Raw genomic sequence first — 23,135 nt, forward strand, 5'->3', positions numbered from 1 at the left:
CCGTCGCAACATCGCCCGAAGGTGGGGTTACGAAAAGGTTGAGACTCGGCGGAAAAAGGCGCATTCTTCTTGTCGGCGGATGGTCGGCCAGGGTATGCGGCTCGACGACGGCGACGTGCCGGCCCGGCTCCCCGCCAGGAGAGGTCAGGTGGTTGCGTGACGGGTGATCCTCGCGGTTGACCGCCTGCTGCGTCCCCGCGACCGGAACGGCACATGAACGGGCCGGACGCGATTGTGAACAGCACCCGCGCGGGCTTCCATGCGTTCACGCATACGGCGTCGATCGGGCCTGTATCGGGTCACGACCTCGGCAGTCGTGACGACAGCGCCTGAACGCCGGCCCCCAGTCGCGGCCAACCGCTCGACCAAGACACAACCTCGGTACAGAGCCTGGGTGTGGCCGCCAGCGCGACGGCCGCACCCAGGCTCGTTCCGTGTAGTCGGCTTGACCACGAACAGCACAGTACGATTCGCGGGTGAGATTCGACGACGACGCCGGCCTGGACGCCTCAGAAGTCCAGGACCTGCGCGGAAGCGGTGGAGGCGGCGGCGGGATCGGCGGCCGCGTGGCGCTCGGCGGTGGCGGACTCGGCGTCGTCGGGCTGATCATCTACTTCGTGCTCTCCCAGCTCGGCGGGGTGAGCACCGGCGGCAGCGGCCTGAGCGGCGGGCTCGGCAGCGTCGGCTCCGGTCAGCAGGTCGACAACTCGAAGCTCTCCAGCGAGTGCAAGACCGGCGCGGACGCCAACAAGAACCACGACTGCGCCATCGTCGCGGTCGTCAACTCCGTCCAGGACTACTGGACGCAGCAGTTCGCGCGCTCCGGTTCGACCTACCGGAAGGCGCCGACGAACTTCTTCAACGGCGGCGTCCGCACCGGCTGCGGCAGCGCCACCTCCGACACCGGGCCGTTCTACTGCCCGGCCGACTCCGAGGTCTACATCGACCTCTCCTTCTTCGACGAGCTGAAGACCCGCTTCGGCGCGCAGGGCGGCCTCTTCACCGAGGCGTACGTGCTCGCCCACGAGTACGGCCACCACGTGCAGAACCTGCTCGGCACGTCGAAGAAGGGCTCCGGCAGCGGCCCGACGTCGGGTTCGGTGCGCCTGGAGCTGCAGGCCGACTGCTACGCCGGCGTCTGGGCCAACCACGCGTCGACGACGCCGACCGAGAGCGGCAAGCCGCTGATCACCGACGTCACCCAGGACGACATCGCCTCCGCGCTGGACACCGCGTCCCGCATCGGCGACGACTACATCCAGACCAAGCTCGGCGGCGGCCAGGTGAACAGCTCGCAGTTCACCCACGGCACGTCCGCGCAGCGCAAGAAGTGGTTCACCACCGGCTTCCAGACCGGCGACCCGGCCCGCTGCGACACCTTCGGCACCAGCAACCTCGGCTAGTCACGACGAAGGGGCCGTCCCAGCCGGGACGGCCCCTTCTGCCTGTGCTCAGGAAGTGAGCGCGTGCGGGTCACCGGCGACGGCGTGCGCGGAGAAGTTCCGCTGCGCGCCGCGGTCGGCGGCCTTCTGCTTGGCCGTCTTGCTCTTGCCCAGCTTCACGCCGTTGACGCTCTCGGTGCTCGTCGCGTAGACGCCGAGGGCCCAGGCGATGCCGTCCGCGTTGCGGTCCAGCGCGACCCGGTCGATGTTGCCCAGGTTGTCGCAGGCCTGGTGGTAGCACGGGTCGAACGCGATGCCGGCCGTGCCGCCCCACTTCGCCGCCTGCGCCGGGGTCTTCAGGACCTCGGCGCCGGTGTCGAGACCGCCGGCCGGGATGCCGACGGCGATGAACTCGCCGTAGTCCGAACGCCCGGTGAAGTCGGTGCCCTCGAGGGACACCCCGCGCGCGGCCTGCAGGTAGTCGACGAAGGTCTTCTCGATCTGCGCCGAGCCGTACGGGCCGGGGCCCGCGCCGACACCGTCGGAGTCGTCACCGTCGTAGGCGAAGTACCCGGCGTTCGGCGAGCCGATCATGTCGAAGTTCAGGTACAGCGCGATGTCGAGCTGCTGCTCGAAGGTCAGCGAGTCGACGTAGTAGGTGGAGCCGATCAGGCCGGACTCCTCCGCGCTCCAGAAGCCGAAGCGGACGCCGTTGTTGGCCTTCGGGCTGCTCCCCAGCTGCAGCGCCGTCTCGAGCAGGGCCGCCGAGCCGGTGCCGTTGTCGTTGATGCCGGGGCCGGCCGGGACGCTGTCGAGGTGCGCCCCCAGCATCACGACGTTGTCCTTGCGCCCGGTCTTGGTCTCGGCGATGACGTTGTAGCTGGTCCGCGCCTCCTGGAAGGTGCGCAGCTCCAGGGTCACCGGCTGGCCGCCGAGGGTGGCGAGCTGCGCCCCGGCCGCCGCCGTGACGCCGCCGGTCGGGATCTTCGCGTCGGCCGGGTCCCCCAAGGTCCCGTTCAGGTCGCCGTCGGTGTTGTTGTAGACGACCGCGCCGATCGCGCCCGCGGCCGCGGCGGTCGCCTGCTTCTGCGCGAACGAGCAGCCACCGCGCTTGATCAGCGCGATCTTGCCGGCGACGTCGGCGGGGTAGTCGGTGGCCTCGCAGCCACTGGTCTCGTCGACCGCGGCCACCGACAGCGGCGCGGTGATGCCGCCGACCGGCGTCGAGACGGTGTACTCCATCGCGATGACCGGGACGTCCTGGCCGCCCGCGGTCAGCTTCTCGGCCAGGGTTTCCGCGTAGGTGAACGGGAACTCCTGGCGCGTCACCTGGAAGCCGGCCGCCTCGAGCTTGGTCGCGATGTACTCGGCGGACTTCTTGTGGCCCTCGGTGCTCGCCGCCCGCGTGCCGCCGTTGGTGTCGGCGATGCGCTGCAGGGCGATCAGGTGCCGGTTGACGCCGTTGAGGTCGACCTTCTTGACGAGCTGCTTCGCCAGGGCAGGACCGTCGGGGACCGTGCTCGCGGCGGCGGCCGGGGTGAGGCCGAGCACCAGCGTCGCGCCGGCGGCCAGGGCCATCGGCGGGAGGAATCTCTTTCTGAAGAGTGACATGGTTGCTCACCTTTGTTCCGAATGAGTAGTACGTCAATGCGTCATTCGGCGGGAACTTCGTTAGCCGGTATACAGTCGACACATGTACGCGATCACCATCCGTGAACCAGGTGACCCGGACGTTCTCGAGTGGTCGGAGGTCGCGGAACCGCGTCCCGGCCCCGGCGAAGTGCTGCTGGACGTCGCGGCCAGCGCGGTGAACCGGGCGGACCTCCTGCAGCGCCAGGGCCACTACCCGCCGCCGCCCGGGGCCAGCGAAACGATCGGCTTGGAGTGCTCGGGCACGATCGCCGAACTCGGCGAAGGAGTCGAAGGCTGGGCAATCGGCGACGAGGTCTGCGCGCTGCTCGCCGGCGGCGGCTACGCGGAGAAGGCCGTCGTCCCGGCCGGGCAGCTGCTGCCGGTGCCCGGCGAGATCGACCTGATCACCGCGGCCGGCCTGCCCGAGGTGGCGTGCACGGTGTGGGCGAACGTCGTGATGCACGCGAAGCTCGCCGAGGACGACGTGCTGCTGGTCCACGGCGGCGCCGGCGGCATCGGCACGCACGCGATCCAGGTCGGCAAGGCGCTCGGCGCGACCGTCGTCGTGACCGCCGGTTCGGCCGAGCGGCTCGACCGCTGCCGCCAGCTCGGCGCCGACCTCGCGATCAACTACAAAGAAGAGGACTTCGTCGAGGTCCTCAAGAAGGAGACCGGCGGCGCGGACGTCATCCTCGACAACATGGGCGCGTCCTACCTCGGCCGCAACGTCGACGCCCTGCGGCAGGACGGCCGGCTGGTGATCATCGGCATGCAGGGCGGGGTGAAGGGCGAGCTGAACGTCGGCGCGCTGCTCGGCAAGCGGGCTTCGGTGTTCGCGGCGGGCCTGCGCTTCCGGCCCCTGGACCAGAAGGCGGCGATCGTCGCCGACGTCCGCGAACGGCTGTGGCCGCTGGTTTCCGAGGGTCTGGTCAAGCCGATCATCGGCCAGGTCGTGCCGATGGCCGAAGCCGCGTCCGCGCACCGCGCGCTCGAAGAGGGCAGCGTGTTCGGGAAGATCCTGCTGGCGGCGAAGTCTTAACGCAGTTCTTCGAGGACCCGCACGAGCTGATTGATTTCGAAGACGTTGGAGTAGTGGGCGAGCCCGATCCGCACGGCGCCGCCCACTTCTCCGACGCCGAGTGATGCGAAGACGCCTGCCGCGCCGTCATCGGCGAAGGCGCACAACCCCTGCGAAGCCAGGTATTCGGCGACCTCGGGCGACTTCTTGCCGGCGACGGCGAAGGCGAGCGCGGGAATGCGGCGCATGGCGTTGCCGATGACCATGATGTGGCGCAACGACAGCAGTTCCGTCGACAGCTGCGCGAGCAGCCCGGCGTGGTACGACTTCGCCGAGCCGAGCGAGGTGACGAGGCGCTCGCGGCGCGAACCGGACGCGGCGTCGTCGAGCCCGGCGAGGTAGTCGATGGACGCGATCAGCCCGGCCAGCAGCGGGTAGGCGTGCGGGCCGAGCTCGAGGCGGGCGGCGCCGCGCGCGGCCGGGTCGAGCGAGACGGACGCGATGCGTTCGATCAGCTCGGGGTCGCGGAACACGAGCGCGCCCACCGAAGGCCCGCCCCAGGCCTGGGCGGACACGACCATGACGTCGGCGCCGAGAGCGTTGATGTCCAGCGGCAGGAACGGCGCGGCGTAGGTGGCGTCGACGACGACGAGCGCGCCGACCCGCTTGGCGAACTCGATGATCGTCGGGACGTCCGGCCGGGTGCCGACCGAGCCGGACGCGAGCGTGACCGCGACGGCTTTCGTGCGCGCCGACACGAGCTGCTCGTACTGCCACGCGGGCAGTTCGCACGTCTCGATGTCGATTTCGCCCCAGCGCACGACGGCGCCGACGCGCTTCGCGGCACGCTGCCACGGCGCGAGGTTGGCCTGTTCGTCGAGCCTCGACACGACGACTTCGTCGCCGATGGTCCAGCGCTCGGCGAGCGCGTCGCAGAGGCGGCGCAGCATCACCGGCGAGCTCGGCCCGAGCACGACGGCGGCCGGGTCGGCCCCGACCAGGTCGGCCACGGCCCGGCGGGCCGCGGTCACGATGCTTTCCGCGCGTTGTGAGGCCGGAAACGCTCCACCCGGCCCCGACACCGGGGCGCGCATCGCCGTGGAAACGGCCGAAGCGACCTGTTCCGGGACCAGCATTCCGGCGGCGCCGTCGAAGTGAATCCAGCCGTCACCCAGCGCGGGAAAGAGCCCACGGATACGAGCGACGTCGAACGCCATGGGGACACCGTACGGACGTGCGGTTTCGCCGTGCGTCCGGGGTTGGGTGGAGAGCCACCGGGAAAGCCGGGAGCGGCTACGCTCGGAGACGGACACCCCGCGGGTGTCGCGGAGCGTGGCGAACGCGAGCCAGGATGGAGCACATGACCGAGCCGAACTTCCGGGAATCGGGCACAGCGGGTGACACCGACCACGAATCTTCACCCCACGTGGTGGTAGTCGGGCAGGACGGCTCGCCGCTTGAGGGCGCGGAGCACGCCGAGGCGGTGGGCGAGCTCATCGAAGAGCCGGCCAAGGTGATGCGGATCGGCACGATGATCAAGCAGCTCCTGGAGGAGGTCCGCGCGGCCCCGCTGGACGACGCATCCCGAACCCGGGTCCGCGAAATCCACCAGACGTCGGTGAAGGAGCTGGCTGCTTCGCTGGCACCGGAGCTCCAGGACGAGCTGGAGCGACTGGTGCGGCCGTTCACCGACGACGAGACGCCTTCGGACGCCGAGCTGCGCATCGCGCAGGCGCAGCTGGTCGGCTGGCTGGAGGGGTTGTTCAGCGGAATCCAGACAGCTTTGTTCGCCCAGCAGATGGCGGCGCGGGTGCAGTTGGAGCAGATGCGGCGGGGGTTGCCTGCTGGGCCTTCGGCTGCCGGTGCGGGGCATGAGCCGCACGGGCCGGGGATCTCGGGGACGGGTCAGTACCTCTGACGGTTGTCCCGGGGTTGTCCACAGACCGGAGGGGATGTGGACAACCCCTGTGGACAACTCGCTTCGCGGCGGTTTTGTCCGGGTGCGGCGATAGACTGGACAAGGGCACGCCCCCCAGGGAAGGGCGGGGCCAGGAGTGGCGGCCCCTCGCCTCGGCGGTGGCAGCCCGGACGTCATGAACGACTCGTTCATGTCGTCTGGTGAGGTGAAAGAGTCGTTCATGACAGCGCAGCGGCCCGCTGGTCGAACTCGACCCCTCAGGACATGCCCCGCCCTGCAAAGAAGAGGCGGGGCCGCTGCCCGACCCTGACCTTCAAGCCCTGAGAGCGCGGAAGAACTCGCGGATGTCGCCGATCAGCGCGTCCGGTTCCTCCAACGCCGGGAAGTGCCCGCCGCGAGGGAACTCCGTCCAGCGGACGATCTTGTCCGTTCGCTCCGCCAGTGTCCGGATCGGCAGGCCGATGTCGTCCGGGAAGACCGCTACCCCCGTCGGGACCGTGTTCGACGCCGGCGGTGCTCCCCAGCCTCCCGTCAACGCCGCGTACAACCGAGCCGATGAGTTGGCCGTCTCCGTGAACCAGTAGATCGACACGTCCGCCAGCAGATCGTCGCGGTCGATCAGGTCCACCGGACTGTTCGAGAACGAGCGGAACTTCTCCGCGATCCACGCCAGCTGGCCCGCCGGAGAATCGTGCAGACCGTACGCAAGCGTTTGCGGCTTCGTCGCCTGGATGATCGCGTAGCCCGTTCCGGAAGCCGAGAACGCCTGGCCCTTCTCCAGCGAACGCCGGCCGAGCTCCTGGTCCGGAAGGCCGTCGAGGTCCGACGCGGTCCGCGCGACCGCCGAGGCCAGCATCGTCACGTGGATCCCCAGCAGCCGCGCCGGGAACTGGATCGCCAGCTCTCGCGAGATGATCGCGCCCCAGTCGCCGCCGTGGGCGCCGAACCGCTCGTAGCCCAAGCTGGTCATCAGTGAGGCGAACGCTCGCGCGATCCGCTCCGGGCCCCAATCCGGCGTCGGCGTCGGGCCCGAGAAGCCGTAGCCCGGGATCGACGGGACCACCACAGTCAAAGCCGTAGAAGGGTCGCCGCCGTACGCGCGCGGGTCCGTCAGGGGGCCGATGACGTCCAGGAACTCGACGATCGAGCCCGGCCAGCCGTGCGTCAGCAGCACCGGCGTCGCGGACGGCTCCGGGGAGACCACGTGCAGGAAGTGCACGTTCGTCCCGTCGATCGTCGTCGTGAACTGCGGGAACGCGTTGATCCGCGCCTCCTGCGCCCGCCAGTCGAAGCCCGTCCGCCAGTACTCGGCCAGCTCACGCACGTAGTCGACGGGCGCCCCGAGCCGCCAGCCGGCGTCGGCGGGCTGGTCCGGCCAGCGGGTGTTCGCCAGGCGCGCGCGGAGATCGTCGAGCTGGGCTGGGGGAACGTCGATGCGGAACGGGGTGATCGTCATGCCTCAACGATACGAAGCATCGCGGACAGTTCCGGTCCTCGATTCCACCTGATCCAGCACTCGATCGACACCAAGTCCGTCCACTGTGGACGACGCTGCCGCCGACAACCGCCGCCGAAGAGCCGAGTCGGACAACAGTGAACGCAGAACCGCCGTCACCGCGGGCAGCCGCTCCGACAGGGACTCCGCGGGGCCGAGTCCCGCCGCCAGGCCAAGTTCCAAAGCCGCCCGGTAGCCCGGTTCCTGGTTGTCCACCAGCCGCACCGCCGCCGTCGGGACGCCGAGGCAGCACAGCTCCACGAACGTCACCCCGGCCGCGCTCACCGCGACGTCCGTGGTCGCGAACAGCTCCAGCAGCGCGGGGCTCGGCGCCGCGACGCGGATCGACTGGTCCGGCCGCAAGGCGGGCCGCGAAGGTTCGCCGCGCACCAGCACGTCCGCCGCGAACGGCAGTTCCGTGTCGCGAAGCGCGCGAAGCAGCAACCCGACCGTCGGGGCCCACTGGTCACCGCCGCCCAGAGCCACCGTAACGTGCGGCGGTGGCCCGGAAGGGACCCGGCGCGTATCCCGCACGACGTCCCGAAGCGGTGCGTACTCGATCCCCCGCAGCAAGACGTCCGAGCCGTCGTCAGGCCGAAAAGAAGGCGCGAAACCCGAGTCGACGACGATGTCCGCGGGCCGCCGCCCGAACACGTCGTCCTCGATCGAGACGAGCAGCGCACCCGCCGCGTTGATCTCTTTCCGCAGGTCACCGAGGCCGTAGTGGTCGACGACCACCGCGTCGAACCCGGAAGCGTCGAAAGGCACGCGCGGGACGCCCAGCTCGTCGAAGCGAGAAGCGAGCCACTCCGCGTTGTCGACCCGGCCCGAGAACGCGACCGAAAAGCCGCGCGCCACGGCCCGCTCGGCGTAGGCGACCGCCCGTGAGACGTGCCCGGCGCCGATCGACGCCGACGCGTCCGCCCGCAGGAGCAGCCTCACGATCCGACCTTCTTCTGCTCGACGTGCGCGTTCAGCGCCACCACCTCCGGCCGCGACCGCAGCAGCGCGACGACGGCCCGCCAGTCGCCGACGCCGTCGCCGAGTTCGCCGACCACAGCCGAAAGCAGCGACCAGTCCTCCGCGGTGTCCAACGTCACGCGCAGGTCGTCGGCCGCCGGGCTCACCACGACACCGGCGCACGAGTAGCGCGAAGGCTGCGAATAGATGCCTGAAGTGACGTGCTCGCGATCCGCCCCGGTGGCCGTCGAGACCTGGTCGAGCAGCACGGCGGCCCGCACCAGCTCGGCGTCGAACCCACGCGGCAGCGTCCGGACGAGCGTCGTGCTCACGTAGTCCAGCGACGGCTGGGCCCGCCACAGCGTCGCGAGCTGGCCGATCAGCGCCGGGTCCAGCAGCGGGCAGTCGGCGGTGAGCCTGATCACGGCGTCGGCGGGGTGCTCGGCCAGCGCCACCGCGAACCGGCCCAGCACGTCGTCGAGGGGACCGCGGACCACCGCGGCTCCGCAGCGGGCGGCTTCCGACGCGACGTCGTCGTCCGAAGCGTCCGAAGACGTCGCGACCACCACCTGGTCGACGCCGGGTGCGGCCGCCGCGGCCCGGACGACCCAGCCCAGCACGCTGCGGCCGCCGAGCGGGCGCAGCACCTTGCCGGGCAGCCTGGTCGACGACGACCGGGCCTGGATGACGGCGTTGACCACGGGCGCTGCACGCATGGGTGACATGATGGCCGACGCACACCGTCACCCGAACGCGGAGGTCAACGATGTCCGAGCTGGATGGCTCCAGCATCCTGCTCACCGGCGGGACCGGTTCCTTCGGCAAGGCGTTCATCGCGCACGCGCTCGCCGAACTGAACCCGAGCCGGCTGGTCGTGCTCTCCCGCGACGAGCTGAAGCAGTACGAAGCCCGGCAGTTGTTCAACGACGACCCGCGCCTGCGCTGGTTCATCGGCGACATCCGCGACCGGCGCCGGCTCGAGCGCGCCATGCACGGCGTCGACTACGTCGTGCACGCCGCCGCGCTCAAGCAGGTCGACACCGGTGAGTACAACCCGTTCGAATTCGTCCAGACCAACGTCATGGGCTCGCAGAACGTGATCGAGGCCGCGATCGACACCGGCGTCAAGAAGGTCGTCGCGCTGTCGACGGACAAGGCGTCCAGCCCGATCAACCTCTACGGCGCCACCAAGCTGTGCGCCGACCGGATGTTCATCAGCGGCAACCACTACGCGGCCGCGCACGTGACCCGGTTCTCCGTGGTGCGCTACGGCAACGTGATGGGCTCGCGGGGCAGCGTCATCCCGTTCTTCCGCAAGCTGGCCCAGCAGGGCGAGTCGCTGCCGATCACGCACAAGGACATGACCCGGTTCTGGATCACGCTCCCCCAGGCCGTGCGGTTCGTCGTCGACTCGTTCGACCAGATGCACGGCGGCGAGCTGTACGTGCCGCGGATCCCGAGCATGCGGCTGGTCGACCTGGCCCAGGCGATCGCGCCGGGCAGCGAGATGCACGAGGTCGGCATCCGCCCGGGCGAGAAGCTGCACGAAGAGATGATCGCGCCGGACGACGCGCGCCGGACGGTCCAGCTCAAGGACCGGTACGTCGTGCAGCCGCACCTCGCCGGCTGGGGCTTCCAGCCGCCGGCGGACGGCACGCCGATGCCGGAGGGCTCCGCCTACCGCTCGGACACCAACGACCTCTGGCTGAACGGCGAGGAGCTGCGCGAACTGGTCGAGCAGCATGCCTGACTTCTTGCCTTACGGGCGCCAGTCGATCAGTGAAGAGGACATCCAGGCCGTCGTCGACGTGCTGCGCGGCGACTGGCTGACCACCGGGCCCGCGGTCCAGCAGTTCGAGACGGACCTCGCCGGGTACACCGGCGGCTCGCCCGCGGTGGCCGTCACCTCGGGCACCGCGGCCCTGCACGTCGCGTACGCGGCGGCCGCGCTCAAGCCGGGTGACGAGGTCGTCGCCGCGCCGATGACGTTCGTCGCCACCGCCGCGACCGCCGTCCTGCACGGCGCCAAGGTGGTCTTCGCCGACGTCGAACCGGACACCGGGAACCTTTCGGTCGAAGCAGCCGCGGCCGCGGTGACCGAACGCACGAAGGTCGTCGCCGCGGTCGACTACGCCGGCCACCCGGCCGAGCTGGACGCCCTCGCCGAAATCGCCCACAACGCGGGCGCGCTGCTCCTGGAGGACGCGGCGCACTCTGTCGGCGGCTCCTGGCAGGGCCGTCCGGTGGGCTCGATCGCCGACCTGACGACGTTCTCGTTCTTCCCGACGAAGAACCTCACCACGGCCGAAGGCGGCGCCGTCGTCACCCCGGACGCGGGCCTGCTGGACCGCGCCCGGAAGTTCCGCAACCACGGCCTGGTCCGCGACCGCGCCGAGCAGCGCTACCCGGACGAGGGCGCCTGGCACCAGGAGGTGCACGAGTTCGGCCTGAACTACCGCCTGCCGGACGTCCTCTGCGCGCTCGGCAGCAGCCAGCTGAAGCGGCTCGTGGAGTTCAAGAAGCGCCGCGCCGAGATCCACGAGCGGTACACCGCGGCGCTGGCCGACGTCGACGGCGTGGCGACGCCGCCGAGCCGCCCGGGCGCCGACCCGGTGTGGCACCTCTACCCGCTGCGGGTCCTCGAGGGCCGGCGCAAGGCGCTGTTCGAGCACCTGCGCGGGGTCGGCATCGGCGTCCAGGTGAACTACATCCCGGTGTACTGGCACCCGGTGTTCGAGGACCTCGGCTACCGGCGCGGCCTCTGCCCGAACGCCGAGGCGTACTACGAGCAGGAGCTCTCGCTGCCGCTGTTCCCGTCGCTGACGGACGCCGACGTCGACCGCGTTGTCGACGCCGTACGCGACTTCTTCTAGATCAGGTCCCAGGTCAGGGGCGTGCCCTTCGCGGCGTCGACGCGGAAGGTGCGCCCCACGACCTTGGTGATCTCGGCCGGGGCCAGTCCGCCGGTGGGCCGGATCGACCGGACGTTCGCCGGTGTCACCTCGTCCCCGGCGCGCACGTCCTCGACGACGTAGAGGGATCGCCGCAGCCGCAGGCCCTCCTTCTCGCTCTCGCGCGGGCCCAGCACGGGCTCACCCAGCGCCTCCCAGGCCCGCCGCGTCTCAGTGACCAGGGCCGCCAGCTCCGCGGGCTCCAGCGAGAACTCCGAGTCGACGCCGCCGTCCGCGCGAGCGAGCGTGACGTGCTTCTCGATGGCCACCGCGCCCAGCGCGACGGCCGCGACCGGCGCCCCGATGCCCGGGGTGTGGTCCGACAGGCCCACCAGCGTCTGCGTCAGGCCGGCCAGCAGCGGCAGCCCGCGCAGGTTGCTCTCGGACGGCGACGCCGGGTAGCTCGCCGTGCAGCCGAGCACGATCAGCTGGTCGTTGCCCGCTTCACGCGCGGTGCGCACCGCGGCGTCGATCTCCGCGACGTTCGCCATGCCGGTGGAGATGACCAGCGGTTTCCCCGTGCGGGCGCACAGCTCGACCAGCGGCAGGTCGACGATCTCGGACGACGCGATCTTGTACGCCGGCGCGCCCAGGGACTCCAGCAGCTCGACCGCGGTCGGGTCGAACGGGCTCGAGAAGATCTCCAGCCCGCGCGCCCGGGCGCGCTCGAAGAGCGGTTCGTGCCATTCCCAGGGCGTGTGGGCCTTTTCGTACAGTTTGTACAGGTTTTCGCCGCCCCACAGGGAATGCGAGTCACCGATGCGGAACGCCGGGGTGTCGACGTCGATGGTGATCGTGTCCGGCCGGTAGGTCTGCAGCTTGACCGCCTGCGCACCGGTCTCCGCGATGACGTCGATGATCTGCAGCGCCCGGTCGAGGTCGCCGTTGTGGTTGCCGGACATCTCGGCGATGACGAACGGCGCGTGGCCCGGACCGATCAGGTGCGCGCCGAACCGGATGTCGTGCATGGTGCCTCCCCGGGGTGGACTGCGGGTCAGCTCAGAGTCTTGCGCAGCTGCCGGAAGCCGCTGACGGCAGGCGCGGCTTCGGTGTAGCCGGCGTGGTCGAACAGCTTCGCCGAAGCGGCGTTGTCCTGGTGCACGGCGGCGAGCACGACCCGGACACCGAGGCGCTCCCGCGCCGCCCGCTCCCCCTCGGCGAGCACCGCGCCGGCCAGGCCACGACCGCGGTGCTCCGGCGCGAGGGTGATGCTGACCTCCCAGCCGTCGCCGTCCCGGCGGTCGAACCGGACGGTGCCCGCCGGCGCGTCCTCGTGGTCCACGACCAGCAGCAGCCGGTCGGGGTCCGCGAGCACCCCGCGCAGCCACGCGAGGTGCTCCGCCAGGGCGACCACCGCCGTCGACCGCGACGACTGCCGGGTCCGCGGGTCGTTGCGCCAGCCCAGCAGCAGCTCGGCGTCCGCCTCGGTGGCCTCCCGGGCGCGCAAGCTACTGGGCGACGGGCTGCTCGACCCGGTCCTCGATGCGGCGGAGCCGGTCCTCGTAGCGGGAGATGCCGGCGAGCCGGACGCGGATCTGGGCGTGCTGCCGCTGGATCTCCTCGATCAGCGTGCGGGCCTCGGCGATCTGCGCGCTGTCGGTGCTGGGCACCAGCGACATCGACTCGCGCAGCGTCTCCAGGCGCCCTTCCTGGGCGGCCACGTGCGGGATCAGGCGGTCGAGCTCGGCACGGGCCCAGCGCAGGTCACCACGGGCCTGCTCGAGGTTGTGCTCGGCGTTGTCGAGCCGGCGCCGGTGGTCGGCGGTGGCGTGCTCGAGGTTGTTGACCCGCTCGGCGAGCCCGCGGGTGCGCTCGTCCACGCGGAAGTCGACGACCCGGACGATCCGCTCGAGCAGGCCTCTGCCCAGTTTCTGCACTGCCATGGGGTGTTCCTTACGTGGGGTGGGGACGCGCGTTTCAGCGCAGGAGGGTGGTGTCACCGGTCTTGGTCCAGGAGTCCAGCAGCCGCCCTTCGGCGGCGATCTGGTGCTCCGGGCCGACGATGCAGGAGTCGCCGGCGGCGTGCTCCCACGAGGTCTGGTCCGGGTTGTCGATGAACGAGAACCCGGTGAGGACGAGCTGGGCGGTCGGGAACGACGTCCGCGCGACCCAGGCGGCCAGCGTGCCGGTGGTCGACCACGTCGGCTCGTCGCGGGTCGGCAGGCCCAGAGCGTCCGACAGCGGCAGCACGACCTCGCGGTTCGACACCGGGACCGCACCGAGGTCGGCGGGCCACCAGCCCGGCACGTCCTCCGGTTCCCAGTGCATCCGGCCGGGCTCGACCAGCAGGTAGAGCCGTTTCCGGTAGTCCTGGAAGACGTACGGGGTGGCCCGGATCGCCCGGTTGAACACCACGACGTGGGTCCGGGAGCCGACGACCTCCTCGCCCGGCTTGTCGACGACGAAGCCGTTGACGCGGATCACGAGGTCGCACGCGTCGATCGCCTTCGCCCGTTGGGGGTCGGGCGGGAGCGGCTGGTTGCCGACGACGGCCACCGAACGCGGGTCTGGCCGGTCGGCGTAGGCCGCGAGCAGGTTGACCATCAGGCTCGCCGCGCCGAGAGCAGCAGTCATAAGCCGAGAAAGTACCAGCACGGACGAGTGACCCACCGCGTAGCGGGTCTCCGAGCTCTACCACACGGGCGGGGTGGCCCGGACGCCGCTCATCCCATCGGTACCCTCGTCCACGTGCATGCCACCAGCACGGTTCAGGCCGCGAACTCTCCCGCAGCGACGTCGGTGCCCCCGCCGTCCGACAGCAAGACGTTCGCGCGCGCCTTCGCCGACATCAAGACCGGTTTCTCCGCTCGCGAGCTGTGGGGTCACCTCGGCTGGCAGGACATCAAGCAGCGGTACCGCCGCTCGGTGATCGGGCCGTTCTGGATCACGATCAGCCAGGCGGTCATCGCGCTCGGGCTCGGGCTGCTGTACTCGCAGCTGTTCCACTCGCCGATCGAGGTGTTCCTGCCCTACCTGTCCACCGGTTTCATCCTGTGGGGCTTCATCAGCGGGTGCCTGGCCGAGGGCATGGAGACGTTCATTGCCAACGAGGGCCTGATCAAGCAGCTCCCCGCACCGCTGAGCGTGTACATGCTGCGCACGGTGTGGCGGCAAACGCTGCTGCTGGCGCACAACATGATCGTCTACGTCGTGATCCTCGTGATCTTCTTCTCGGCGCTGGACAACAACTACTCGCTGGGCTCCCCGGACGGCCTGTGCCACGCGGACCTGTACTGCCACCCGGGCCTGAGCTGGAACATCCTGCTCGCCATCCCCGGGTTCTTCCTGCTCGCGCTGAACGCGGGCTGGGTGACGCTGCTGCTGGGCATCATCTCGACCCGCTTCCGCGACATCCCGCAGGTCATCAACTCGCTGATCCAGCTGCTGTTCTACGGCACGCCCATCGTGTGGCCGGTCGACCAGCTGCTCGGCGGCGGTGCCCGCGCGAGCATTTCGTGGGTGCTGCCGATCATCCAGCTGAACCCGCTGTACCACTTCATGCAGGTGGTCCGGGCACCGCTGCTCGGCCAGTCGTTCACACTGGGCAACTGGATCGTGGTCGTCTCCATCACCATCGTCGGCTGGGCGCTCGCGCTCGTCGCGATGCGCAATTACCGTGCTCGCGTCTCCTACTGGGTGTGACAAATGGTCAGCATTGACGTTCACAACGCCTTCGTCGACTTCCCGATCTTCGACGCGAAGACCCGGTCGATGAAGAAGAAGGTCCTCGGCAAGGTCGGTGGCAAGATCGGCACCGACACCAAGGTGCCGATCATCGAAGCCCTGCACGACGTGACGCTTTCGCTGCGCGAAGGCGACCGGGTCGGCCTCGTCGGGCACAACGGTGCCGGCAAGTCCACGCTGCTGCGGCTGCTCGCCGGCATCTACGAGCCCACCCGCGGGTCGTCGCGGATCCAGGGCAAGATCGCGCCGGTGTTCGACCTCGGCGTCGGCATGGACCCGGAGATCTCCGGGGTCGAGAACATCATCATCCGCGGCCTCTTCCTCGGGATGAGCGCCAAGGAGATGGAGAAGCGGGTCGACGACATCGCGGAGTTCACCGAGCTCGGTGACTACCTGCAGATGCCGCTGCGGACGTACTCGACGGGTATGCGCGTGCGGCTGGCGCTGGGTGTCGTCACCTCGATCGACCCGGAGATCCTGATCCTCGACGAGGGCATCGGCGCGGTCGACGCGGCGTTCCTCAACAAGGCGCGCGACCGCCTCAAGGACCTGGTCAAGCGCTCGGGCATCCTGGTGTTCGCCAGCCACGCCGACGAGTTCCTGTTCGAGCTCTGCGACTCGGCCCTCTGGATGGACGAAGGTCACATCAAGCAACGGGGATCGCTGCGGGAAGTCCTCACCGGGTACAAGGGCCGCGACCCGTTCGTGGACATGAGCAAGGAAACGCTGCAGCGTCTGGGCATCGAACCGGCGACGGCGACGACGAACGGCGGGGAATGATGGTCAGCGAGACCCGGCAGCTGCCCGACGGCGCGGTCGTCGGCGTGGTCGTCACGCGGCACCGGCGCGAGCTGCTCGCGGACTCGCTGAAGATCATCGCGGCCCAGACGCGGCCGGTCGACCACCTCGTGGTGGTGGACAACGGGCCGGACGACTCGGCCCGTGAGGTCGTCGACAACTACCCGCTGCCGCACACGTACCTGCCATCGCACCGGAACCTCGGTGGCGCGGGCGGGTTCGCGCTGGGCATGCTGCACGCGCTGTCGATGGGCGCGGACTGGGTCTGGCTGGCCGACGACGACGGGCGCCCCGCCGACGAGAACGTGCTGGCGATCCTGCTGGCGGAGGCGGAAAAGCGGAACCTGGCGGAGATCTCACCGGTGGTGTCCAACATCGACGCCCCGGAGAAGCTGGCGTTCCCGCTCCGCCGCGGCCTGACGTGGAAGCGGTCGCAGTCCGAGCTGGGCGTCGACTTCCTGCCCGGCATCGCGTCCCTGATGAACGGCGCGCTGTTCCGTTCGTCCACATTGGACGTCGTCGGCGTGCCGGACCTGCGCCTGTTCTTCCGCGGCGACGAGGTCGAGCTGCACCGCCGGCTGGTGCGTTCGGGGCTGCCGTTCGGCACGTCGCTGAAGACGAAGTACCTGCACCCGGACGGCTCGGACGAGTTCAAGCCCATGCTGGGCGGCAAGTTCCACGCGCAGGACCCGGAGAACGAGGTCAAGCGGTACTACACGTACCGCAACCGCGGATACCTGTTGTCCCAGCCGGGAATGCGCAAGATCGGCGCGCTGGAGATCCTCCGGTTCGGGCTGTACTTCGTGGGCGTGAAGCGCGACCCGAAGGCGTTCCTGCAGTGGCTGAAGCTGGTGCGGCAGGGCCGGGCGGAGAAGTTCTACCGCTACTGAGACTTCAACGAAAAGGGCCCCCGCTGCTCGGCGGGGGCCCTTTTCGTTCGCCTTATTCGCCGATGACCGGCGGAGCGGTGCGCATGTCGGTGCCGAAGACCTCGTCGGGGTCGCCCTCGACCAGGTACGTCGGGCGCGAGTGCTCCGTGTCTTCGTCGCCCTCGCCCTTCTGGCCGCGGCCCATGCCGCCCCCGCCCATGCCGCCACGGCCAGACGCGCCGCCGCCCGAGCCGAGGCCGCCCATGCCGCGTCCCGCGGCCGCTTCGGCCGCACCGATGCCGCCCGGCCGGGCCGCACCCGACGCGGCGCCCGCGCCGGTCGAACTGCCGCCGGCGCCCGAGCCCCCGGGACCGAAGCCGCTGCCGCGACCGCCGCCACCCCCGCCGACCTTGGAGTTGTAGGCCTCGTCGCCGCCCATGTTCATGCCACCCATCGGCATCGGGCTCATCGGCGGCATGCCGCCGAACGACTGGTTCGGGTTCTGCGTCGACCCACCGGGGATCGCACCCGGCGTGAAGCCGGACGGCGTGGTCGTGCCGGCCGGGAGCAGGCCCGCGCCGGTCGTCGAGCCGGGACCGGAGATGTGCGGCGTGATGTTGGGACCGGGGATGTTCCCGGTGGTGAAGTTGTTGTTCGTCCCGCTCGGCGTGTTCACCGGGTTGCCGCTCGGCATGGTGATGCTGCCGACGTGGTCGTCGATGCCCTTCCCGTCCCCACCGTTCGGGTCACCGGAGCCGCCTCCGGTGCTGAAGCTGGGCGGCGGCGCGAAGGCCGGCTGCTTCGACGCGGACTCGTACAGGCTCTTGTCGTAGGTCGACATGACGCCCGCGGCCTCGTCGTGCGCCGCCTGGCTGTCCTTCTGCTTCTGGAGGGACTTGTCGACGTTGTCCGGCAGGCTGAACGGGTTCGACGTCGCCCAGGACTTGAACTCGTCGCCCCAGGAGAAGGGGATCGGGGCGGGCATGGAGTTCTTCGCCGTGGACGCGGCTTGGCCCTGGTCGTAGATGGTCTCCGAGGCGAGCTTCGCGTTCTGCGAGTTCGCGTCGGACCACGTACCCAGGCTGGTGAAGTACTGCTGCGCGTTGGTCGCGGCGGTGCCTTCCCAGGTGCCCTTGGAGGCGTTGACCGCGGTGTTCATCGACGTCGCGAACTTGTCGAAGACCTTGTGCACCTCGTGGTACGCGGTCGAGACCTCGGACACTTGGTCGACGTTCAGGTTGCTGTTCAGGTACGCCTGGAGCTGGGTGTGATCGTTGCCCTTGTAGTCCGAGTTCGGCGCGTTCAGGCCCTGGACGTACTCGACGTCGCGGCCCTTGGTGGCGTCGGCGACGTTCTTGTCGCCCATCTCCTGGGCCTGGTTCTTCGCCTTGGCCTGGGCGATCCACTGCTGGACCGGTCCGAACAACCAGCTGCCCGGGTCGACCCCCTCGTCGGCCTTCTGCTGCAGGTAGGCATCGCGCTCGGCAGGCGCCATGTCCTGGACTTCTTGGGGCGTCTTGTCCGCGGCCTTCGGCGGCGGACCCTGTCGCGTCGTCATCTGGGTTCCCCTATCCCTTCGGCAACCGCGGTTCGACAGCGGCCTTCGCGACCGCTTCGGCGATTTGGCAAGCCTCGTCCGCCGAATCGGCGCCGATCACCGCCACGTCCACCCGTGACGATTCACCCACCGGCAGGGCGAGCGTGCAACCGGCGACAGCGCTACCGCCGGGCGCCTCTTTGGCCTTACGCCCGTTGATGTCGCGATCGACCAATCCGCCGCCGGTGTCGTTGATCTGTGCGACCGACGCGCTGTCACGGATGTTCGCGCCGATCACCTTGGAATCATCACTGGCCGAGGCGATCTTCTGCTGGTAACTGCAGGATCGAGCGCCAGCGAGCGTCTTCTTCTGCGGCTCTTTGAACTCGCCGTAGCTACTGAGGTCGCTCATCTCGATGAGCGAGCAGGGATCCGTGATCGACTGGGTGCCACCGCCCGAAGAGGAAGAAGTCTCCGGGACACCCGAATCGCTGGCTGACGGCGACGGCGCAGGTGATGCCGTTCCGCCCTGGGTACTGGTGCACCCGGCAAGCAAGAATCCGCCGGCGACGAGCGGCAACACGACACGGATGAGAAGTTTGGTCATTACCTCAAGCCTGCTTGGTCTGGAGCGCGGCGAAGGCGTCGTTCTCGGTTCCCTTGTACAAGCCCGCGGCCCTGGCGAGCGCTTCATCGGCCTGCTTCGCGACCTGCCTGAGCTGCTCCAGGACTGCGGTCGCCGAACCTTCGGCTTCCGAGGCGCTCTTCTGGTCGTGCTTGGCGATGGTGTGCCCGTACGGGTGGCTACCGAGTTGTGGTGCCTGATCGAGCATGGAGCTCTGATATTGCAGGGTTCCGAGGTCGTTGATCAGGTCGGTCAGGGCGTCCCGGATCGGTTTGACACCTTCGGGGGTGATCTTGAAACCGCCACCCTTGGCCGCGTCGACCAGCTTCTGCGTCTCCGCCGTGACGCTCTGGACCGCGGCGCCCATACCGGCAGAGGAAAGCGGGTTGACGATGTCCGAGATCGAGCCGCCGCCACCGTCAGCCATCAACATCGCTGTTCCACCCCGAATCGCTTCGCCGTGCGTGTGCACCCGGAAGTCTACTAGCCGGGCACCCTGTGCGACGGCCGTTCACCGATCTTCACCTCGGACGCAGCGGCCCCGTGCGTGGTTCCCGGCGCTCAGAACTGGCCTTCGAGCTGCGCGTACAGCTGCTGGGCCAGGCGGGCGTTGTCGGCCGGGGCGTAGGTGACCCAGCGCTGGCCGTCCGCGGCCGCCCGTGAGGACATCAGCCAGCGGCCGGACGGGGTGTCGAACCAGGCCAGGGGCGGGAACGTGCCGCCGCGGGTCTGGGTCGTGAACTGGCCGACGCGCTTCTTCGGCTCCTGGAACACCCGCTCGATCATGCGGAGCTGCGGGCCGCCGCCACTGCTGCCCTGCGAGCGCGGGCCGCTGACGCCGGCGAAGGGGTCGTACGCGTCGTCGCGGCGCTGGTGGCGGGGCTGCTCCACCGGGCGGGCGATGGTGACCGACTGGCCGGGCGCCGCCGGGGTCAGCGGGAGGAGGTCGACGATCGCCGGGACGATGCCCGTCGGGCGGACCTCCTCGAAGACGATGAGGTTCTCCTCCTGGCGGGCGAGCACCGCGAACTGGCCATCGGACGCCACGCGGGCGAAGAGGTGGCGTTCGCCCAGCTCGGCGGCCGCGTTGATCACCACGCTGCCCCGGACGAAGGTGGCCAGCGCCAGCTCGGCGTCCGGGTCGAGCCGGCCGCGGCTCCACAGCCCGCGACCGTTCAGGTCACGGACGACGGCGTCGCGGATCATCGCGCGCTGCTCGACGGTCGTGCCGACGTGCGGGACCTCGAACGGCGTCGGCGCGCGGCCCAGCCCGAGCTGTTCGAGCAGGATGTCCACCGCCGCCAGCGACAGCGAGAACGAGTGCGGCATCTTCTCTTCCCCCCGCGGGTTCCTTGGCCTCCGGAAACGGTAGTCCACGACGTGCCCCGCCCGCAGCCGGATGCTGCGCCGACAGCGAACTCCCTTGTCAGCGCAAGATCAGCGCTGGTCCGATGGAGGCATGGCTGACCCGAAACCCGCACTCGTACTGCACCTCGCCACCGGCGGCGAACCGCTGCTGTTCGCCTTGAAGGCCGACGAATCCGCGAAACTGACGGGCAAGCTCGCCCAGCTCGTGAAGACCGGCGCGGTCGAAACGGTGACCACCAAGGACGGCTCCGAGGTGGCGATCAACTTCGCCCACGTGGCCGCCGCGTACCTCGACGACCTGAACCGGAAGTCCACGGTCTTCGGCATGCACGGCTGACCCGGTGAAGGCCGCCTCACGACGAGCGTGAGACGGCCTTCGGCAAACGTCGGTCAGAGCTTGTACAGGCGCTTCCAGTTGTCGCGCGAGGTGAGCTCCGGCATGGCGCGCTTGTACTGCTCCTGCACCGCCGCGCCTTCCTTGCGCAGCCGCTGGACCACCTTCGCGCCGCGCTTGGCCAGGTCGAACATCTTGACCTTGTCGTACGACCGGACGCGGACGCCTTCCTGGTTCGCGTCGGTGACCACCGCGGTCTCGAACAGCGCGATGTGCCACCAGTTGGCCTCGTCGATCGGCACCGCGCCGAGCCCGAAGCGGCTGCGGCCGAGGACCCGGTCGAGCACCCGCTTGATCAGCACCAGGCGCTGCATGCTGGGCCGCGGCGCGCTGTTGATGATGCCGATGTCGTTGGACGCGATACCCGGGACGTCGGTCGCCTTGTGGCGCTTGGTCTCCGGGTACTGGTCGCGGATGCGGCGGATCTCCTTCATCGCCTCGACCCCGCCGTCACGCAGGATCTCGGGCCCCTCGAGGAAGTCCTCGACGGCCTTGATCAGCGTCGCCGACAGGCCGTACTGCATGCCCAGCAGGTAGCGCACCAGCTGCGCGAGCAGGACCCGCGAGAGCAGGTTGAGGTTGAACGGCGAGTGCAGCGCCGCGGTGATGATCGAGTTGCGCAGGTTGAAGTACCGGTGCCACTCGTCCCAGTCCTTCATGTGGAAGTCCGCGTGCCACACGCCCGCACCCGGCAGGGTGACGGTCGGGAAGCCGTGCGCGCGGGCGCGGTAGGAGTACTCCGCGTCGTCCCACTGGAAGAAGAACGGCATCGGGTAGCCCGTGGCCTGCACGACCTCGTAGGGGATCAGGCAGGACCACCAGCCGTTGTAGCCGGCGTCGAGGCGACGCTCCTGGCGGTTCGGCTTCAGCGTCTCCTCGTCCACGCCGAGCAGGTCGGCGGTGGTGAGCGAGTGCTCGACCGGCTGGCCGGGCTCGAGCGTGTTGAGCCGGGCGTACTCGGCGCCGACGTGCAGCTGGTTCGGGTGGAACAGGTTGAGCATCTGGCCGCCGACGATGATCGGGTTGGCGGCGCGGTTGGAGAACGCCGTCATCCGGATCACCAGGTCCGGCTCCAGCAGCACGTCGTCGTCCATGAACAGGACGTTCGCGTGCTCGGTCGCGGTGTGCCCGGCCACCTCGAAGAGGCCGCGGGTGAAGCCGCCGGCGCCGCCGAGGTTCGGCTGCTTGATGTAGTGCAGCTTGTCGGCGAGGTCCTTCGCGACCTGCTCGAACCCGTCACGGGACTCGACGAGGTCGGTGCCCTGGTCGGCGACGTAGATCGCGTCCAGGGTCTCCAGCGACGACACGTCCGCGGCCAGGGCCTGCAGGTTCTTCAGGCAGTCGTCGGCGCGGTTCATCGTGCAGATGGTCACCGCGGTCGGGCGGATCTTCTCCGGCGCCTCGACCGTCCAGCGGACCTGCTCGACGCGCAGCGTCTGGCCACCCTCGGTCTCGAGGTCCAGCCAGAGCGCGCCGCCGTCGTAGAACTTGTCCAGCTGCGAGGTCAGTGTCACCTTCGCCTGCTTGACGTCGGCGACCTGCTCGGCGGCCACCACGCGGGGCTCGCCCTCGACGTCGGAGGCGCCCATGGACAGCAGGCCCGTGCCGGTGACGACGGCCTCGACCGAAACCTCGGTCACCGTCGACCAGCGCTGCCAGTAGCTGGCCGGGAAGCGGCCGAAGTACGTGTTGCCCGACACCTTGGAGGCGGGCTCGAGGGTGATCACCGCACGTTCCCGCACGGCCGAGCCCCACTCGAGCTCGGCGTAGAGGTCCTTGCTCACGATCGGCGCGGGGCCGGCGTAGAGCCCCCGCTGCGCCGTCAGGCGACCCTGCGGAGTGTGCTCGGTGAACCGCGTCTCGGCGGCCGCGCCGGCTTGGGTGGTCGGCGCCGGGGTGGCTGTTTTACCGGGCATTGAGTTCCTCAGTTCTCCTCAGTCGACGGCTCGCGGAAGACGACCCACTTGAGCATCACGAAATTGATCACCGTGGCGGTTGCCTGCGACACGGCCCAGCACAGTGTGTGCTGCCACGCGGACTCCGGCAGCACCTGCAGCATGAGCTGGTTCACCCCGACCGCGACGAAGAACGTCACGGTGTAGAGCAGGACGAACGAGCCGACCTGGGCCTTCCCGTCGCGCCGTCCGCCCGAAAAGGTGAACTTGCGGTTCAGGAAGAACGCCGTGGTGGTGCCCACGATGAAACTGATAGCGCGAGCGACGTCGACCCACGGTGAAGTGGCCATCCCGGCCACCTGGGTCAGCAGCGTGTACGTACCCAGGTCGATCAGGGCGCAGAAGCCGCCGATCAGGGCGAAGCGAATGAGCTGCCCGAGCAGTCCGATGGAGGACGGCTGAGCAGCTGCGATGTCGGCTTGCGGATCGGTCGCCACCACTGCTTTACCTCGTTGCCTGAGTCATGGTCACCCGCGCGGGCGCTTGTGCCTTGATGCGCAAAGTGTAGAAGCGAGCACTTCAGGGTCACGTTCCGGGCGTCCTTCGGCG

The 23,135-nt window shown here is 69.6% G+C and carries 24 protein-coding genes; 9 read left to right on the top strand and 15 right to left on the bottom strand.

Features of this window, described 5'->3' with window-relative positions:
* Positions 1 to 476 precede the first annotated feature (476 nt).
* Positions 477 to 1,403 (top strand): neutral zinc metallopeptidase, encoded by a 927-nt coding sequence (locus AB0C38_RS00850; RefSeq protein ID WP_360664407.1) that lies wholly within the window; start codon positions 477 to 479, stop codon positions 1,401 to 1,403.
* A gap of 48 nt (positions 1,404 to 1,451) precedes the next feature.
* On the opposite strand, the gene AB0C38_RS00855 is transcribed toward AB0C38_RS00850, so the two are convergent.
* The gene (locus tag AB0C38_RS00855) at positions 1,452 to 2,993 is read right to left on the bottom strand and encodes a M28 family metallopeptidase (protein ID WP_360664410.1); all 1,542 of its coding nucleotides are present in this window, start codon (positions 2,991 to 2,993) and stop codon (positions 1,452 to 1,454) included.
* A gap of 82 nt (positions 2,994 to 3,075) precedes the next feature.
* On the opposite strand from AB0C38_RS00855, the gene AB0C38_RS00860 reads away from it, so the two are divergent.
* A complete protein-coding gene (locus tag AB0C38_RS00860) occupies positions 3,076 to 4,053 on the top strand; it encodes an NAD(P)H-quinone oxidoreductase (RefSeq protein ID WP_360664413.1) in 978 nt (325 codons plus the stop codon).
* Here AB0C38_RS00860 and AB0C38_RS00865 read toward each other — a convergent pair.
* A complete protein-coding gene (locus AB0C38_RS00865; RefSeq protein WP_360664415.1) occupies positions 4,050 to 5,249 on the bottom strand; it encodes a cysteine desulfurase-like protein in 1,200 nt (399 codons plus the stop codon). The genes AB0C38_RS00860 and AB0C38_RS00865 overlap by 4 nt on opposite strands.
* A gap of 134 nt (positions 5,250 to 5,383) precedes the next feature.
* Between AB0C38_RS00865 and AB0C38_RS00870 the strand changes: the two genes are divergently transcribed.
* Entirely contained in the window at positions 5,384 to 5,950 is a 567-nt protein-coding gene (locus AB0C38_RS00870) for a bacterial proteasome activator family protein (RefSeq protein WP_360664418.1), read from the top strand.
* 313 nt (positions 5,951 to 6,263) lie between these two features.
* On the opposite strand, the gene AB0C38_RS00875 is transcribed toward AB0C38_RS00870, so the two are convergent.
* From AB0C38_RS00875 to AB0C38_RS00885, 3 genes are read right to left on the bottom strand one after another with little or no spacing between them, the layout of a single operon-like run.
* Positions 6,264 to 7,406, bottom strand: coding sequence for an epoxide hydrolase family protein (locus tag AB0C38_RS00875; RefSeq protein ID WP_360664421.1), 1,143 nt, complete (start codon positions 7,404 to 7,406; stop codon positions 6,264 to 6,266).
* A gap of 3 nt (positions 7,407 to 7,409) precedes the next feature.
* Entirely contained in the window at positions 7,410 to 8,390 is a 981-nt protein-coding gene (locus tag AB0C38_RS00880) for a spore coat protein (protein WP_360667405.1), read from the bottom strand.
* Positions 8,384 to 9,130 (bottom strand): glycosyltransferase family protein, encoded by a 747-nt coding sequence (locus AB0C38_RS00885; RefSeq protein WP_360664424.1) that lies wholly within the window; start codon positions 9,128 to 9,130, stop codon positions 8,384 to 8,386. The genes AB0C38_RS00880 and AB0C38_RS00885 overlap by 7 nt, the downstream gene beginning before the upstream one ends.
* A 41-nt stretch (positions 9,131 to 9,171) precedes the next feature.
* Here AB0C38_RS00885 and pseB point away from each other — a divergent pair, with 41 nt between their 5' ends.
* Together pseB and pseC are read left to right on the top strand one after the other, a co-directional pair.
* Positions 9,172 to 10,155 (top strand): UDP-N-acetylglucosamine 4,6-dehydratase (inverting), encoded by a 984-nt coding sequence (pseB, locus tag AB0C38_RS00890; RefSeq protein WP_360664426.1) that lies wholly within the window; start codon positions 9,172 to 9,174, stop codon positions 10,153 to 10,155.
* Positions 10,148 to 11,278: a UDP-4-amino-4,6-dideoxy-N-acetyl-beta-L-altrosamine transaminase gene (gene pseC / locus AB0C38_RS00895; RefSeq protein WP_360664429.1), complete on the top strand. Its 1,131-nt coding sequence runs from the start codon at positions 10,148 to 10,150 to the stop codon at positions 11,276 to 11,278. The genes pseB and pseC overlap by 8 nt, the downstream gene beginning before the upstream one ends.
* On the opposite strand, the gene pseI is transcribed toward pseC, so the two are convergent.
* Genes pseI through AB0C38_RS00915 form a run of 4 tightly spaced genes read right to left on the bottom strand, consistent with a single transcriptional unit; the run spans position 11,275 to position 13,900 of the window.
* Entirely contained in the window at positions 11,275 to 12,324 is a 1,050-nt protein-coding gene (pseI, locus tag AB0C38_RS00900) for a pseudaminic acid synthase (protein ID WP_360664432.1), read from the bottom strand. The genes pseC and pseI overlap by 4 nt on opposite strands.
* Positions 12,325 to 12,350: 26 nt before the next feature.
* The gene (locus tag AB0C38_RS00905) at positions 12,351 to 12,803 is read right to left on the bottom strand and encodes a GNAT family N-acetyltransferase (RefSeq protein ID WP_360664435.1); all 453 of its coding nucleotides are present in this window, start codon (positions 12,801 to 12,803) and stop codon (positions 12,351 to 12,353) included.
* A 1-nt stretch (position 12,804) separates the two neighbouring features.
* Complete coding sequence (locus AB0C38_RS00910; protein ID WP_360664438.1) at positions 12,805 to 13,239, bottom strand: hypothetical protein; 435 nt, start codon at positions 13,237 to 13,239, stop codon at positions 12,805 to 12,807.
* A gap of 34 nt (positions 13,240 to 13,273) precedes the next feature.
* Entirely contained in the window at positions 13,274 to 13,900 is a 627-nt protein-coding gene (locus tag AB0C38_RS00915) for a glycosyltransferase family 29 protein (RefSeq protein WP_360667407.1), read from the bottom strand.
* Positions 13,901 to 14,044: 144 nt separating this feature from the next.
* Here AB0C38_RS00915 and AB0C38_RS00920 point away from each other — a divergent pair, with 144 nt between their 5' ends.
* Genes AB0C38_RS00920 through AB0C38_RS00930 form a run of 3 tightly spaced genes read left to right on the top strand, consistent with a single transcriptional unit; the run spans position 14,045 to position 16,728 of the window.
* The gene (locus AB0C38_RS00920; RefSeq protein ID WP_360664440.1) at positions 14,045 to 14,998 is read left to right on the top strand and encodes an ABC transporter permease; all 954 of its coding nucleotides are present in this window, start codon (positions 14,045 to 14,047) and stop codon (positions 14,996 to 14,998) included.
* 3 nt (positions 14,999 to 15,001) lie between these two features.
* Complete coding sequence (locus AB0C38_RS00925) at positions 15,002 to 15,820, top strand: ABC transporter ATP-binding protein (protein WP_360664443.1); 819 nt, start codon at positions 15,002 to 15,004, stop codon at positions 15,818 to 15,820.
* Entirely contained in the window at positions 15,820 to 16,728 is a 909-nt protein-coding gene (locus AB0C38_RS00930) for a glycosyltransferase family 2 protein (RefSeq protein WP_360664445.1), read from the top strand. The genes AB0C38_RS00925 and AB0C38_RS00930 overlap by 1 nt, the downstream gene beginning before the upstream one ends.
* A gap of 52 nt (positions 16,729 to 16,780) precedes the next feature.
* Here AB0C38_RS00930 and AB0C38_RS00935 read toward each other — a convergent pair whose 3' ends face one another.
* From AB0C38_RS00935 to AB0C38_RS00950, 4 genes are all read right to left on the bottom strand, one after another.
* Positions 16,781 to 18,265: a hypothetical protein gene (locus AB0C38_RS00935; RefSeq protein WP_360664447.1), complete on the bottom strand. Its 1,485-nt coding sequence runs from the start codon at positions 18,263 to 18,265 to the stop codon at positions 16,781 to 16,783.
* Between the two features lie 10 nt (positions 18,266 to 18,275).
* The gene (locus AB0C38_RS00940; protein WP_360664450.1) at positions 18,276 to 18,851 is read right to left on the bottom strand and encodes a DUF3558 family protein; all 576 of its coding nucleotides are present in this window, start codon (positions 18,849 to 18,851) and stop codon (positions 18,276 to 18,278) included.
* Between the two features lie 4 nt (positions 18,852 to 18,855).
* Complete coding sequence (locus AB0C38_RS00945) at positions 18,856 to 19,302, bottom strand: hypothetical protein (RefSeq protein WP_360664453.1); 447 nt, start codon at positions 19,300 to 19,302, stop codon at positions 18,856 to 18,858.
* A gap of 128 nt (positions 19,303 to 19,430) precedes the next feature.
* Positions 19,431 to 20,198, bottom strand: coding sequence for an ESX secretion-associated protein EspG (locus AB0C38_RS00950; RefSeq protein ID WP_360664456.1), 768 nt, complete (start codon positions 20,196 to 20,198; stop codon positions 19,431 to 19,433).
* Between the two features lie 130 nt (positions 20,199 to 20,328).
* Between AB0C38_RS00950 and AB0C38_RS00955 the strand changes: the two genes are divergently transcribed.
* Positions 20,329 to 20,574 (top strand): hypothetical protein, encoded by a 246-nt coding sequence (locus AB0C38_RS00955; protein WP_360664459.1) that lies wholly within the window; start codon positions 20,329 to 20,331, stop codon positions 20,572 to 20,574.
* Positions 20,575 to 20,627: 53 nt separating this feature from the next.
* Here the strand turns inward: AB0C38_RS00955 and AB0C38_RS00960 are convergent, their stop codons facing one another.
* Positions 20,628 to 22,547, bottom strand: coding sequence for a glycosyltransferase (locus tag AB0C38_RS00960; RefSeq protein ID WP_360664462.1), 1,920 nt, complete (start codon positions 22,545 to 22,547; stop codon positions 20,628 to 20,630).
* Positions 22,548 to 22,555: 8 nt separating this feature from the next.
* Positions 22,556 to 23,026 (bottom strand): GtrA family protein, encoded by a 471-nt coding sequence (locus AB0C38_RS00965; protein ID WP_360664465.1) that lies wholly within the window; start codon positions 23,024 to 23,026, stop codon positions 22,556 to 22,558.
* Positions 23,027 to 23,135: the final 109 nt, after the last annotated feature.

The organism is Amycolatopsis sp. NPDC048633, assembly GCF_040650695.1.
Taxonomy (GTDB): domain Bacteria; phylum Actinomycetota; class Actinomycetes; order Mycobacteriales; family Pseudonocardiaceae; genus Amycolatopsis.

Excerpts from the sequence above, each read along its gene's own strand:
- AB0C38_RS00855 (WP_360664410.1), bottom strand. The coding sequence starts at position 2,993 with ATGTCACTCTTCAGAAAGAGATTCCTCCCGCCGATGGCCCTGGCCGCC.
- AB0C38_RS00860 (WP_360664413.1), top strand. The coding sequence starts at position 3,076 with ATGTACGCGATCACCATCCGTGAACCAGGTGACCCGGACGTTCTCGAG.
- AB0C38_RS00865 (WP_360664415.1), bottom strand. The coding sequence starts at position 5,249 with ATGGCGTTCGACGTCGCTCGTATCCGTGGGCTCTTTCCCGCGCTGGGT.
- AB0C38_RS00870 (WP_360664418.1), top strand. The coding sequence starts at position 5,384 with ATGGAGCACATGACCGAGCCGAACTTCCGGGAATCGGGCACAGCGGGT.
- AB0C38_RS00875 (WP_360664421.1), bottom strand. The coding sequence starts at position 7,406 with ATGACGATCACCCCGTTCCGCATCGACGTTCCCCCAGCCCAGCTCGAC.
- AB0C38_RS00885 (WP_360664424.1), bottom strand. The coding sequence starts at position 9,130 with ATGTCACCCATGCGTGCAGCGCCCGTGGTCAACGCCGTCATCCAGGCC.
- pseB (WP_360664426.1), top strand. The coding sequence starts at position 9,172 with ATGTCCGAGCTGGATGGCTCCAGCATCCTGCTCACCGGCGGGACCGGT.
- pseC (WP_360664429.1), top strand. The coding sequence starts at position 10,148 with ATGCCTGACTTCTTGCCTTACGGGCGCCAGTCGATCAGTGAAGAGGAC.
- pseI (WP_360664432.1), bottom strand. The coding sequence starts at position 12,324 with ATGCACGACATCCGGTTCGGCGCGCACCTGATCGGTCCGGGCCACGCG.
- AB0C38_RS00910 (WP_360664438.1), bottom strand. The coding sequence starts at position 13,239 with ATGGCAGTGCAGAAACTGGGCAGAGGCCTGCTCGAGCGGATCGTCCGG.
- AB0C38_RS00915 (WP_360667407.1), bottom strand. The coding sequence starts at position 13,900 with ATGGTCAACCTGCTCGCGGCCTACGCCGACCGGCCAGACCCGCGTTCG.
- AB0C38_RS00925 (WP_360664443.1), top strand. The coding sequence starts at position 15,002 with ATGGTCAGCATTGACGTTCACAACGCCTTCGTCGACTTCCCGATCTTC.
- AB0C38_RS00930 (WP_360664445.1), top strand. The coding sequence starts at position 15,820 with ATGGTCAGCGAGACCCGGCAGCTGCCCGACGGCGCGGTCGTCGGCGTG.
- AB0C38_RS00935 (WP_360664447.1), bottom strand. The coding sequence starts at position 18,265 with ATGACGACGCGACAGGGTCCGCCGCCGAAGGCCGCGGACAAGACGCCC.
- AB0C38_RS00940 (WP_360664450.1), bottom strand. The coding sequence starts at position 18,851 with ATGACCAAACTTCTCATCCGTGTCGTGTTGCCGCTCGTCGCCGGCGGA.
- AB0C38_RS00945 (WP_360664453.1), bottom strand. The coding sequence starts at position 19,302 with ATGTTGATGGCTGACGGTGGCGGCGGCTCGATCTCGGACATCGTCAAC.
- AB0C38_RS00950 (WP_360664456.1), bottom strand. The coding sequence starts at position 20,198 with ATGCCGCACTCGTTCTCGCTGTCGCTGGCGGCGGTGGACATCCTGCTC.
- AB0C38_RS00955 (WP_360664459.1), top strand. The coding sequence starts at position 20,329 with ATGGCTGACCCGAAACCCGCACTCGTACTGCACCTCGCCACCGGCGGC.
- AB0C38_RS00960 (WP_360664462.1), bottom strand. The coding sequence starts at position 22,547 with ATGCCCGGTAAAACAGCCACCCCGGCGCCGACCACCCAAGCCGGCGCG.